This window comes from Rhodococcus sp. EPR-157 (assembly GCF_001647195.1).
Taxonomy (GTDB): domain Bacteria; phylum Actinomycetota; class Actinomycetes; order Mycobacteriales; family Mycobacteriaceae; genus Rhodococcoides.
On sequence record NZ_LVCV01000241.1, the window covers coordinates 1 to 12184 of the forward strand.

General features: G+C 65.0%; 13 protein-coding genes. 12 read left to right on the forward strand and 1 reads right to left on the reverse strand.

Annotation, left to right across the window (positions count from 1 at the left end; genetic code table 11):
* The 9 genes from A2J03_RS30500 to A2J03_RS10870 form a co-directional block, all read left to right on the forward strand.
* Positions 1-94 (forward strand): PLP-dependent transferase (locus A2J03_RS30500; protein WP_156520319.1); only part of this gene is annotated, 94 nt, incomplete at its 5' end.
* A gap of 4 nt (positions 95-98) precedes the next feature.
* Positions 99-872 (forward strand): glutamate racemase, encoded by a 774-nt coding sequence (locus A2J03_RS10835; RefSeq protein WP_068373294.1) that lies wholly within the window; start codon positions 99-101, stop codon positions 870-872.
* 112 nt (positions 873-984) lie between these two features.
* Positions 985-2253: an MFS transporter gene (locus A2J03_RS10840; protein ID WP_068373296.1), complete on the forward strand. Its 1269-nt coding sequence runs from the start codon at positions 985-987 to the stop codon at positions 2251-2253.
* A 113-nt stretch (positions 2254-2366) separates the two neighbouring features.
* Entirely contained in the window at positions 2367-3983 is a 1617-nt protein-coding gene (locus tag A2J03_RS10845) for an ABC transporter substrate-binding protein (protein WP_442971341.1), read from the forward strand.
* Between the two features lie 77 nt (positions 3984-4060).
* Positions 4061-5014: an ABC transporter permease gene (locus A2J03_RS10850; protein WP_231912484.1), complete on the forward strand. Its 954-nt coding sequence runs from the start codon at positions 4061-4063 to the stop codon at positions 5012-5014.
* Complete coding sequence (locus A2J03_RS10855; RefSeq protein WP_068373304.1) at positions 5007-5828, forward strand: ABC transporter permease; 822 nt, start codon at positions 5007-5009, stop codon at positions 5826-5828. Before A2J03_RS10850 ends, A2J03_RS10855 begins: the two co-directional genes overlap by 8 nt.
* Positions 5825-6736, forward strand: coding sequence for an ATP-binding cassette domain-containing protein (locus A2J03_RS10860; protein WP_068373307.1), 912 nt, complete (start codon positions 5825-5827; stop codon positions 6734-6736). Before A2J03_RS10855 ends, A2J03_RS10860 begins: the two co-directional genes overlap by 4 nt.
* The gene (locus tag A2J03_RS10865) at positions 6733-7392 is read left to right on the forward strand and encodes an ABC transporter ATP-binding protein (protein ID WP_068373309.1); all 660 of its coding nucleotides are present in this window, start codon (positions 6733-6735) and stop codon (positions 7390-7392) included. Before A2J03_RS10860 ends, A2J03_RS10865 begins: the two co-directional genes overlap by 4 nt.
* A 92-nt stretch (positions 7393-7484) precedes the next feature.
* The gene (locus A2J03_RS10870; RefSeq protein WP_068373311.1) at positions 7485-7778 is read left to right on the forward strand and encodes a PASTA domain-containing protein; all 294 of its coding nucleotides are present in this window, start codon (positions 7485-7487) and stop codon (positions 7776-7778) included.
* A 5-nt stretch (positions 7779-7783) separates the two neighbouring features.
* Here A2J03_RS10870 and A2J03_RS10875 read toward each other — a convergent pair whose 3' ends face one another.
* Positions 7784-8827 (reverse strand): ferredoxin--NADP reductase, encoded by a 1044-nt coding sequence (locus tag A2J03_RS10875; RefSeq protein WP_068373323.1) that lies wholly within the window; start codon positions 8825-8827, stop codon positions 7784-7786.
* Between the two features lie 276 nt (positions 8828-9103).
* Here A2J03_RS10875 and A2J03_RS10880 point away from each other — a divergent pair, with 276 nt between their 5' ends.
* The 3 genes from A2J03_RS10880 to A2J03_RS10890 all read left to right on the forward strand — a co-directional run.
* A complete protein-coding gene (locus A2J03_RS10880) occupies positions 9104-10291 on the forward strand; it encodes an iron-containing alcohol dehydrogenase (protein WP_068373314.1) in 1188 nt (395 codons plus the stop codon).
* Positions 10288-11634: a MadS family sensor histidine kinase gene (locus tag A2J03_RS10885; protein ID WP_068373317.1), complete on the forward strand. Its 1347-nt coding sequence runs from the start codon at positions 10288-10290 to the stop codon at positions 11632-11634. The genes A2J03_RS10880 and A2J03_RS10885 overlap by 4 nt, the downstream gene beginning before the upstream one ends.
* Positions 11631-12184 (forward strand): response regulator transcription factor (locus A2J03_RS10890; RefSeq protein ID WP_068373320.1); only part of this gene is annotated, 554 nt, incomplete at its 3' end. The genes A2J03_RS10885 and A2J03_RS10890, both read left to right, overlap by 4 nt.

A 12184-nucleotide genomic window follows, 5' to 3' on the forward strand; every position in this document is an offset into this window, starting at 1 on the left:
GCTCGAGGTCCCCGACGATCTCGTGCGACTGTCGGTGGGCATCGAGGACGCCGCCGACCTGATCGGTGACATCGAGCAGGCGCTGGGCGCGTGATCGCATGATCGTCGGACTGATCGACTCGGGGCTGGGCATGCTGCCCACTTCCGCGTGGCTGAAGAAGCTGCGTCCCGAGCTCGATCTGATCCTGCTGATGGACCCCGATCAGGCGCCGTGGGGTCCCAAGCCCGACGACTGGGTAGTCGAGCGGGTGCTCGGCGCCGTCGATCGAGCGATGGCAGCCGGCGCCGGAGTGATCGTGCTCCCGTGCAACACCGCGAGTGTGACCGCGCTGACCCATGTGCGTGCGCATCTCGGACCTGCCGTACCTGTCGTCGGCACTGTTCCTGCGATCAAACCTGCCGCGGCGGCGAGCAACCGGATCGCGGTGTGGGCGACGGCTGCCACGACGGCCAGTGCGTATCAGGCTCGGCTCATCGAGGAGTTCGCTTCGGACCGGGCAGTGACGCCCATCGCGTGCCACGGACTTGCGGACGCGATCGACCGCGGCGACGCCGAGGGCGTGACGGCTGCCATTCGCGCCGCTGTTGCTGCCACTCCGGCCGACGTGGAATCGGTGGTGCTGGGGTGCACGCATTATCCGTTGGTGGCAACGGAGATCGTGGCGGCTCTCCCGTCCGGAGTGCAACTCTTCGACAGTGCGGATGCCGTTGCGCGGCAGACACTGCGGCGGATCGACGAACTCGGAGATGGGGACCAGGGCACGGGTGCGGTATCGGTTTCGCTCAGTGGGCGCGACGGCTTTCTGCCGGCCAGCGCCCTCGCCTACGCCGAGGGGCGTCTGTTGGCCGGGGTGCAGCCGGTTCACCAGTGACACGCGCGTAGCTAGACGTGCGTCCGAAGCACGCCGAACAGAACTCGATAGTGCAGCGGCTTATTGTTTGGTGAAGTAATTAGCTGTGCTTCAACCGACCGGGAAGACTGCGATGGCCAACACCGAACTGGGCGCGGAGACTTCCAGCGTCGCTCCTGCGGCGTCGAAGAAGCGGATGCCCTCGGCAGTGGCGTTCTGGGCTGTCGGACTGACGTACCTGGTGATCATGGCGTCCTCGGCCGCGCCGTCTCCGCTGTATCCCGTCTACCAGCAAGCCTGGGGCTTCTCCTCCACGATGCTGACCGTCGTGTTCGCGGTGTACGCCGTTGCTCTGCTCTCCGCGCTACTGACCGTCGGCAGTCTGTCCGACCACGTGGGTCGCAAACCGATTCTGATCGCCGCGCTGGTGCTGCTGGTGATCAGCTTGGTTCTGTTCATTTTCGCGGACGGCGTTCCCGGTTTGATCGCAGCCCGAGTGGTACAGGGCATGGCAGCAGGTACGGCCACCGGTGCCCTCAGCGCCGCAGTCATCGACCTTCAGCCGAGCGAATCGGCAGGTCCGCTCGTCAACAGCGTTGCGCCGTCGATCGGCCTCGCCACCGGTGCGCTGGGTGCTGGACTCCTGGTGCAACTGGCCCCGGCGCCGACGACGCTCGTCTACGGACTCCTCATCGGATCGGTCGTGCTTCTGGCCTCGGCGGTGCTGTTCGTGCTGGAAACCTCTGCGCTGCGGGAGGTCGAATCACGGCGGCACCTTGCACAGCTGCTGCTGCCGAGGGCATCGTTCCCGACGGGTGCGCGCGTCCCGTTCCTGCTGATCGTGCCCGCACTGATCGCGACGTGGTCGCTCGGTGGTTTTCATCTCTCCCTCGGCCCGTCGATCATCGGTTCCGTCTTCGGTATCGACAACCACATCGTCGGCGGTCTCGACATATTCGCCCTGTTCTTCTCCGGAGCCGTTGCGGCCGCGTGTGTTCGAACTCGTCCACCGAGGGCCGTCATGGTCGTCGGTGCGGTCGTGCTCGCGCTCGGCGTCGGGTTGTCACTGGTGTCCGTGTCGATGGTGTCGGTCCCGCTCTACTTCCTCGGTTCGATCGTCGCGGGTGTGGGCTGGGGGAGCACGTTTCTCGGGGCCATGCGCACCCTCGGCGCACTGGTGCCCGCAGACGAACGCGGAAGTGTCTTCGCTACCACGTTCGTGCTCAGCTATCTGGCGTTCAGTGTCCCCGCCGTGATCGGCGGCGTTGCGGTGCACTCCTTCGGCCTCGAGCCGACCGCGCTGGTGTACGGAGGCTTTGTCATCCTCTTGGCTCTCGTGTCGTCCGCCGGTTTCGGAGTTGCTTCCCGGCGGGAACGGACGGCACCGCGGCCTACCCGATAGGCCAGTTCGTCGGTGATGAACGGGTGGTAGGCGATCGATCGCGGGCACGCGCGCACACCCTGTGACACCATTCGTCCATCTGAACAACTGCTCAGATGAACGAGGAGGGTCTAGTGATCCGGACTGGGTCTGTGGTCGGTGTCGCGGTGGGCGCGACGTGTGTTCTTGCGGTTGTGTCGTGCAGTGCCCCGACGAATTCTGCGAGCGAGTCGAGTGCACGCGGATTGGTCCTCGCCGACGGCTACGAGCTGGGCGGCTACAACCCCGTGGCGGGCTACGGTGCCGCGGGTGAGGCCAAGATGTACGACGGTTTGCTTCGGCTCGACGGTGCCGATGGGCTACCGGGTTTCGAGCCGTCTCTGGCGACGGAGCTTCCGACGTCGAACGCCGACGCGACGGTCTGGACTGTCCCGTTGCGCGACGGCGTGGCGTTCTCCGACGGTTCCTCCTTCGATGCGGCCGACGTCGTCGCAACGTACGGCGCGATCCAAGACCCCGCCTCGGCGTCGGAGGTGCGGTCCTCGTTCGACATGATCACCGACGTCGTCGCAGTCGACGACCGCACCGTCGAATTTCGGCTCGCCTACCCGTATTCGGCATTGCCGACCAAGCTCCTGATCGGCATCGTTCCTGCCGAATCGGTCGCAATACCGGGGCTCGCCGCCGAGTCGAGCCTGAACACGGCACCGATCGGTACCGGTCCGTACACCCTCGTCGACCTTTCGCCCGATCGTGCGGTCCTGGAGGCCAACGAGAACTACTTCGGCGGCGCGCCGGCAGTGAAGAAGCTGACCCTGCTGTACGTACCCGACGACAACACCCGCGCTCAACGGATGGTCGCCGGCGAGATCGACGGCACCAACCTGCCGCCGCTGCTGGCGAAGACGCTCGACGGCAAAGACGGTATGTCGTTGTCGTCCAATGCTTCTGCCGACTGGCGGGGAGTATCGCTGCCGACCGACAATCCGGTCGCAGGTGACAAGGCCGTGCGCATGGCGCTGAACCTGGCCGCGAATCGGCAGTCCATGGTGGACAACGTCCTCGGCGGATACGGCGCGAGTGCGGCGACGCCGATTCCCGAGGTGTACGGCGACGCCTACGATCCGAGTGCGGTGTTCCGATACGACCCGGCCGGGGCCGAGCGTCTGCTCGACGAGGCAGGCTGGATCCGTGCCGAAGACGGTATCCGCGTCAAGGACGGCACCCGGGCCGAATTCACCGTGATGTACAACTCGACGGACACGGTCCGACGAGATCTGGCTCAGGCCTTTGCATCCGACGCTCTGACAGTCGGCGTGGAGGTGAACCTGGAAGCGTTGTCGTGGGATCGGATCGACCCACGTATCTCGTTCGATTCGACTCTGCTCGGTGGCGGATCCGAGCCGTACGACCCGGACACCCAGGCGTACAACACGCTGGACTCGGTGTTCGTGAACCCTGACGTGGGCAGCATCTACGACAACGCGAGCGGCTACGTCAATCCTGCCGTCGACGCGGCGCTCGAAACGGGACGGCGAAGCCTCGACACCGCAGAACGCGATGCGGCGTACCGCGACATGCAGCGGGCGTACGTCGAGGATCCCGGCTTCGTGTTCCTGGTGTTCCTCGATCACACCTACGTGTCCAAGGACTCGGACTGGACGATGTCGGGGCCGATCCTCGAACCGCATTCTCACGGCGTCACGTGGGGACCGTGGTGGTCGCTGCAGACATGGACGCGGCAATCGTGACCGCCACCATCGCGCGGCCGGTGACGACGTCGGCAGCGAGCCACGACAGGAGAACTCGACGCCGGGGAATTCTCCGCATGATCGGACGTCGGCTGCTGTTCGTCGTCCCGGTGTGCGGCGCGGTCTCGGCCGGTCTGTTCGCGGCTGCTGCGGTCTCACCGTTCGATCCTCTCGTCGCGTACCTCGGTGTGCGCTATACGACGACGACCGACGCGGACAAAGCGATGATCACCGAACAACTGGGTTTCGATCGAGCCTGGTACACGACGTACTGGCAGTGGTTGCACGGAGTTATCACTGGCAACCTCGGGATATCGCGATCGTTCGGCCAGCCCGTTGCCCAGGTCCTTGCCGAGCGCGCACCGTGGACGCTGTTGTTGGCGGGTGTCGGTCTGGCGGTCGCTGCGACGCTGGCACTGGTCCTCGGTGTCACGGCGGGCATTCGCAGCGGCGGCATCCTCGATCGATGCGTCACCGGTTTCTGTATCGCCGTTGCCGGCCTGCCCCCGTTCGTCATGTCCCTCGGCGCGATTGCGGTGTTCGCGCTCGGGCTCGGATGGCTACCGGTCGCGGGGCTCAGCGACGGGGGAGCCGACCCGACTCCCGGTGGGGTTGCCGTACACATGATTCTTCCGGTCGCAGTCCTCGCGGTATCGCAACTTCCGTGGTTGTTGCTCGCAGTCAGAGAATCGGTCTCGACCGCGCGGGGCGAAGAGTACGTCGCAGGCGCGGTGGCCCGCGGGATCCCGACGGCGATGGTGACGCGCAGGCACATTGTGCCGACGTCGATGGCACCGTTCGTCAATGTGCTCGGCGTACGTCTGCCGGAACTCGTCGTCGGGGCAGTACTGGTGGAAGAGGTGTTCTCCTGGCCCGGTGTCGCCGGTGCCATCGTGCAGTCCGCCCGTGATCTCGACATGGCGTTGCTGGCAGTGCTGACGGTAGGCACGACGCTGGCGGTGATGCTCGGATCGCTTCTCGCCGACGTCGTCGTCGCGCTGTTGGATCCGCGGGTGAAGACCGATGGATAGGCGCAGGCTGGTACTGGCAGGCTCGGTTCTCGCTCTGCTCACGCTGTACGCGGTCGCGGTGCCCTGGTTGTCCGGCATCGACGACAGGGTCACCGATTTCGCCGCAGCTCGGCAGGCGCCGTCGCTCTCACACGTGTTCGGGACCGATTCCGCCGGTCGAGATCTGTTCGTGCGCAGCGCTGCCGCGATCCGCACGTCGTTGCTGGTCGCGGCGGCCTGCGCGGTGCTGGCCACCGTGATCGGGAGCATGGTGGGCGTCGTGGCCGGAGTGTGGGGCGGCTGGGTCGATCGAGTTGTCATGCGCAGCACCGACGCGGTCAATGCACTACCGCACTTGCTGCTGGGGATCGTCATCGTTGCGATGTTCCGGGGCAGCATCGTTGCCATCGTGTTGTCGATCGCGTTGACCCACTGGACTCAGGTAGCCCGGATCGTGCGGTCGGAGATCCTCGGGCTGCGCGAGCAACCGTACATCGACGCCGCAGTCCTTGCCGGTGCGAGCCGTCGGCATCTCGTCGCGACGCACGTGCTCCCCGCAGTCCTGCCTCAGGCTTTGATCGCAGTCGTTCTTCTGTTGCCACATGCGATATGGCACGAGTCGACGCTGTCCTTCCTCGGCTTCGGTCTCGCGCCGCACGAACCGAGTCTGGGCACCCTGCTGTCCGAGGCACGTAGTTCCCTCCTCCTCGGGGGATGGTGGACATTGGTCTTCCCAGCGGGAATTCTGGTTCTGGCGACAGTTGCAGTGGCTGTGCTCGGATCGACGCTACGGCAGGCGGTCTCACCGCCGAAACCCTCGGAGTTGAGACTGTGACCGCATTGGCAATCGACAATCTGACGGTGCGCATACCGCTGGCCGACGGTCGGGTCGTACATGCCGCGAGCGAGGTGCACCTGGCAGTCCCTGCCGGGACCATCACCGCGTTGGTAGGAGAATCGGGTTGTGGCAAGTCGATCCTGGCGTCGGCGATCATGAACATGCTGCCGGTCGAGGCCTCGGTCTCGGGATCGGTCGTGGTGCAGACCCCCGAACGAATCGTCGACGTGTTCGCCGACTCGTCGTTCCGTGGGCGCGATGTGGCGTTGATCCCGCAGTCGGCATCGTCCTATCTGACGCCGGTGCGCACGGCGAGATCTCAACTGGAAGAGACCATTCGAGTTCTCCGATCCCGACACAGATGCGACGAGTTGGCGCGGTTGGTCGGTCTCGATCCGCGTGATCTGGACTGTTACCCGCACGAGTTGTCCGGCGGGATGGCGCAGCGCGTTGCGATCGCCGGTGCTCTGGTCGGGGATCCTGCGGTCATCGTCGCCGACGAGCCGACCGCCAACCTCGACGGGGACCTGACCGATCGCATCCTGGGACTGCTGAGACGCTCGGCCGACGATGGTGCTGCCGTCCTGCTGATCACTCACGATCTGTCCTCGTTGATGCGCACGGCCGTCGCAGATCGTGTCGCGGTGATGTACGCCTCGCGGATCATGGAGACCGGCCCTGCACGCTCGGTGCTCGACGAACCGCTGCACGACTACACCCGAGACCTGTTGAATGCGCTGCCATCCCGTGGGCTGAACCCGATGCCCGGTACCGCGCCGCAGCTGACGGACTTGCCCGAGGAGTGTGTCTATCATCTGCGTCGACCCGAGTCGACTCAGTCCGGCGGCGCGACCGAGCTGGTCACCGTCGGGAATCGGTCGTATCGAACGAGAGTGAGCGCATGAGTCTGGACGCAGTCGACATCACCGCGGGTTATTCCGGTACCTCGGATGTGCTGGTGCGCGAGTCGTTCTCGATTCCCGCTGGATCTCTTGTCGGGCTGGCAGGACCGTCCGGATCAGGGAAGTCGACGTTGGCTCGGGTTCTCGCGCTGCTCCTCGAGCCGCGAGCGGGCATCGTCACGATCGATGGCCGTGAGGTCAGGGATGTCGGATTGGCCGTGCCGTCGGCGATTCGGCGGCAGGTGGCCATGTTGTTCCAATCGCCCAGGGCGGCAACGGATCCTCGAATGACGTTGCGCGCGATCATCGAACAGCCTGCCAAGATAGTGCGTCGCCGCATCGTGGTGGAGGAATTGGCCGAACGGGTCGGGTTGACGGCCGACCTGCTCGAGCGCCGTCCGCACCAGGTCAGCGATGGGCAGCTTCAGCGCGCCTGCGTCGCGCGAGCGCTGGCGCAGGAGCCGCGGTACCTCATCTGCGACGAAGCGACCGCGATGCTCGATGCTGCTACGACGGCATCGATCATGCGGCTCGTGCAGAGCGAAGCGCGCGAGGCGGGTATGGGTGTCTTGATGATCAGCCATGACGCCGAACTGCTCGCGGCTGTCGGGGCGGTTGCAGGCCACCGGCAGGGAGTTTTCGATAGTCGCGGGGCCTGAAGCGAACTCACAGCGTTCTCTGCGTCGAACCTCAGACTTCGAGCGGATTGTGGATCGGGAAGGAACATCCACTTTTGCTTAGGAGTCTCGGAATGCGTACCTCGTTCAAAAAGGCAGTTGCTGTCATCGCCGCAGTCGGAGCGGTATCCGTCGGAGGCGCCTCGGTGGCCTCCGCCGCCACCGTCGACCAAATCACGGTCCCCGACGTGGTCGGCTACTCGGCCCCTGTCGCGGTCGACGTGCTCGAGGATGCAGGGTTCACCAGTGTGAGGGTCGCGGGCCCCTACGGCGACAATCCGAACACCACCGTCACGCGCACGTCGGTCGCGGAGGACACGGTCGTATCGGAAAACACGCCCATCACGATATTCGTGGATCCGTGGTGACGTCGTCAGAATTCGATCCGCACGTCATTGCTGACGGGACGAGCCTGGCATCCCAGGATCATCCCGTCGGCAATGTCCTCCTCGTCCAGTATTTCCGAATTCTCCATGGCGACTTCACCGTCGAGAATCGTGCACGCGCACGAACCGCACTCTCCCTCTCGACATGAATAGGGAACGGCCAGGCCCTGGGTCAGCATGACCTCGACGAGAGTCTGTGTTCTCGGCCATGGAAAGTTGTGCGTTTCGCCGTCGAGTTCGACTGTCGCGGTCGCTGCCGACGCACTGTCCTCTTCGGTGACAGGCGTCGGGGGAGGATCGGTGAAGGGATCACCGGTGAGTGAGGAGAACACTTCGCTGTGGACACGCTCGCGCGGGAACCCGCCGCTGGCAAGGGCTTTGTGCACGGCATCCATGAACGGGCCTGGGCCGCACATGAACGCTGTGCGCTCGCGATACGGTGCTGCGACAGTGGCCAATTGGTCGATGCTCGGGATTCCCTGCAGTGATTCGAGCCAGTGCGTGACGGCCAGTCGGCGCGGATACTCCGCTGCCAGTGCGCGTAGTTCGTCGGCGAAGATCACCGAGGACTCGTCGCGGTTGGCATAGAGGAGTGCGATCGAGCCGACTCCTTCGGCCAATGCGGACTTCAGGATCGACATGACCGGGGTGATTCCCGATCCGGCAGCCAGTAGCAGGAAGTCCTCGTCGAGGTCGGGTGGGGTGAAACGGCCGGACGGCGGAAGCGACTCGATGACGTCGCCGACGGCGACGTTGTCGCAGACCCAGTTGGAGCCGTACCCGTCGACGGTGCGTTTGACGGTGACCTTCGGGGCCTCGTCGCCGTGCGGGGAGCTGGCCAGCGAGTAGCACCGAGCCACCGAGCCCGTCCGTTCGCTCGGTATCCGCAGCGTCAGGAATTGGCCCGGCCGGTAGTCGAAATTCGCCGGTGCGTCGAAGACGATGGACCTGGCATCCGCGGTCTCCTCGACGACTGCGGCTACGGTGAGCAGCACCGATCGTGAACCATGCTGCTGGTCGGCACTCGCCATCGGGTTGCATCCTTTCACGGAACTGAAACGTGTTCTAGTTTAGCGGTCGACTCGGGTGTGTGTCGAGACCGCTCGAAGTTCGGTGGTGCCGACGGCGAGCGAGTCGCCTCCTACCTACCTGATCGGGTAGGTAGATACCTGCCTGACCGCTGGTGGGCAAGTGCGCACCGGGACGGCTATCGTTGTAACCTGGATCACATGGTGGTGGGCTCCGCCGCCAACAGGGAAGTTCAGAGGCGATAACCGATGATCGAAGCGGCCTCGACCAGTCAGGCCATGCATGACCTGCATTCGCACCGAAGCGCGGTCGAGGCGCCGAGGGTGCTCAAGTTTCATGCGCCCGAAATCGTGTTCGGCCAGGACTCGCTCGTCGAAGTCGCGCATGCTGCCCTTCGCCTCGGCGCGCAGCGGCCGATGGTGGTCACCGACGAGGGCCTCATCGACACCGGCTGGGTGGCGCAGTTGACGCTTCTCCTCGACGAGCAAGGCCTCGCGCCGACGACGTGGAACGGGCTCACCCCCAATCCCAAGGACGTCGAGATCGAAGCCGGCCACCAGGTCTACCAGGAATCGGGTTGTGACGTCCTGATCGCGATCGGCGGCGGCTCGGTCATGGATGCTGCCAAAGGCATTGCAGTGTTGGCGGGCCACGGCGGATCGATTCTCGACTACGAGGGCGTCGATCGTGCGACGAGACCTATCCCGCCGCTCGTCATGGTTCCGACGACCTCCGGCACCGGCGCCGACGTATCCCAGTTCTGCATAGTCACCGACACTGCCCGATCCACCAAGATCACCATTCTCGGACGGGCACTGGTTCCCGATATCACCGTCATCGACCCGAGATTGTTGACGACCATGCCGGAATGGCTCAACGCGGCAACAGGTCTCGACGCCTTGACACACGGGATCGAGGCATTCGTCTCGCTCGGGCACAACCAACTCACCGATCACCATGCACTGCGTGCAGTCACGATGGTGACCTCGCATCTCGCCCGCACGATGGACGAACCGTCGGACATGACCGCTCGAACGTCGATGGCACAGGCGAGCCTCGAAGCAGGCCTCGCCTTCACCAACGCCATCCTGGGTGCCACGCATGCGATGAGCCACCAGGTCGGCGGACTGCTCGACCTCCCGCACGGCGTCATCAACGGAGTGCTGCTTCCGCACGTCATCAGGTTCAACGCGGCAGCAGATCCCTTGCCCTACGTGGCGATAGCGATGAGCCTCGCTCTCCCCGAGGGGCGGGGGTCCGCCGAGGAAGCGGCTCAGGCCGTCGCCGCACGGGTGGAGGAGTTGGCACGCCAGGTGGGCGTGCCGAAGGGGCTGCGCGAAATCGGTGTCAGTGACGCCGACATCGACGTTCTCGCGACCAATGCGCTCCGCGACGCGTGCATGTCGACCAACCCACGCCAAGCCTCGCACGAGGAAATGGCTGCGTTGTTCAGGACTGCCCTGTGACCACCCAGCCACCGGATCTGTCACTGCTGACGGGGCTGCGGTCGGGCAAGAGCACGTTCTATCCTCAGTATCGCGGCGCGGCCGAGCGGCTCGAACGCGTCGTACATGCCCTCGAGCTGATTTCTCGGGCTCTGGTACGCACGGTCGACGGTCCGGAGACGCTGATCTGTGCCGTCGCCGAAGCCGCGCGTGCCCATTTGAGCGCGCAGTGGGTCGTCTTCGCTCTCGCCGACGGGGCCCTGCCGGATGCTGGACCACGGCGACTCGTCCTCGGACCCGACGCGACGCCGTTTCTGGTCGACGATGTCGTAGGGCCGCCGCTGCCCGACGACGTCGTCGAGTGCCTGGAAGCGATCAGGCTCGCCACTACCGGCGACGGCCGCGCCCCTCAGATCGCCGCGCACCACGCATTCGTACCCATCGCGTTGGATGGAGGTGTGGTCGGAGCGTTCGCAGCGTGGACGCCGACGCGGCGAGTACTCGATGCAACGGATTCGGCGGTGCTCAGTATTCTTGCGAGCCAAACTGCGGTAGCACTGCAGAATTCGGCGTTGTATCAGAGTAGGCGAGTGCTCCTCGAACGCACCGAGAACGCGTATGGGCAGGCGCATCGGACAGCGGCGGATCTCGCTATTCGGAACGCGGAACTCGAAGCGACACAACGTCAACTCGGCGCCGCGCATCGACATCAGGTGCTCGACGACGAACGGCACCGCATCGCGCGAGAATTGCACGACAGCGTCACCCAGGCCGTGCTGTCGGCCGGGATGCAGATCGAAGTGTGTCGCAGCGACATTCCCGCCGACGAAAGACGGGAGCGGTTGGACCTGGCGAAAGAGCTGACCCGACGTGCCGTCGAGCAGTTGCGGTCGGCGATCTACGCGCTCAACAATTCGCAGGACGACGACCGCACGTCGCTGCCGGAAATGCTCGAGCAGCTCTCGGTCGTGCACATGCCCGACGAGCTCCAGGTCTCGCTGCGGGTCGAGGGAACTCCCGTCGAACTCGACAGCGCATGTGAACACGGTCTGCTGCGAATTGCGGGTGAAGCGTTGTTCAACACTGCGGTTCACGCGGGCGCACATCGTGCGGTCATCCGGCTCGCGTACCGAGCCGGGCATGTGTTCCTGTCGATCGCCGACGACGGGCAGGGCGATCCGGCGCACTTGCGAATGATGTTGCGTGTGGCGGAGAGCAACGACGTCGACGGACGGCATCGAGGCCTGGCGAACATGGCAGCGCGAGCACGTGAGCACGGAGGCGTGCTCGAGATCCGTAAGGCCCGAATCGGAGGTGTGCGGATTTCCGTGCGCATTCCTTCCCAGGAGAGTGAGCAGTCGTGACCGTTGAGACAACCGTGGTCCGGATCGTGCTGGTCGACGATCACGCCATACTTCGCGACGGGCTGAAGTCGGTGCTCGAACGCGAGGCCGATTTGTCCGTCGTCGGTGAGGCGTCCTCGCGCGGGGAAGGACTCGCTGTCGTCGAGCGAGTCCAGCCGGACATCGTGCTGATGGACCTCAAGCTTTCGGCGAGTACCGACTACGAGGGATTGGCTCTGTGCGCGCAACTTTCGAGCGCGCATCCTGGTCTCGGGCTGCTGGTGTTGACGACGTTTCTGGACGATCGGCTCGTGGTGGAGGCGGTGCACGCCGGTGCTCGGGGATACGTCGTCAAAGACGTCGACACTACCGAGTTGGTACGCGCGATCCGTGCCGTCTCACGCGGCGAGAGCGCATTCGACTCGCGCAGCGCTTCTGCGGTCATTCGATCCCTCAACGGTCAGGGATCGGCAGTCGAGCGCCTGACCGACCGTGAACTCGAGGTGCTCCGACTGTTGGCCACAGGCTTGTCCAACGCGGGTATCGGGACCAAGCTGTTCATTTCGGCGAC

Bases quoted from the DNA above. Each gene is read 5' to 3' on its own strand.
- A2J03_RS10850 (WP_231912484.1), top strand. From the start codon at position 4,061: ATGATCGGACGTCGGCTGCTGTTCGTCGTCCCGGTGTGCGGCGCGGTC.
- A2J03_RS10865 (WP_068373309.1), top strand. From the start codon at position 6,733: ATGAGTCTGGACGCAGTCGACATCACCGCGGGTTATTCCGGTACCTCG.
- A2J03_RS10870 (WP_068373311.1), top strand. From the start codon at position 7,485: ATGCGTACCTCGTTCAAAAAGGCAGTTGCTGTCATCGCCGCAGTCGGA.
- A2J03_RS10875 (WP_068373323.1), bottom strand. From the start codon at position 8,827: ATGGCGAGTGCCGACCAGCAGCATGGTTCACGATCGGTGCTGCTCACC.
- A2J03_RS10840 (WP_068373296.1), top strand. From the start codon at position 985: ATGGCCAACACCGAACTGGGCGCGGAGACTTCCAGCGTCGCTCCTGCG.
- A2J03_RS10835 (WP_068373294.1), top strand. From the start codon at position 99: ATGATCGTCGGACTGATCGACTCGGGGCTGGGCATGCTGCCCACTTCC.
- A2J03_RS10855 (WP_068373304.1), top strand. From the start codon at position 5,007: ATGGATAGGCGCAGGCTGGTACTGGCAGGCTCGGTTCTCGCTCTGCTC.
- A2J03_RS10880 (WP_068373314.1), top strand. From the start codon at position 9,104: ATGCATGACCTGCATTCGCACCGAAGCGCGGTCGAGGCGCCGAGGGTG.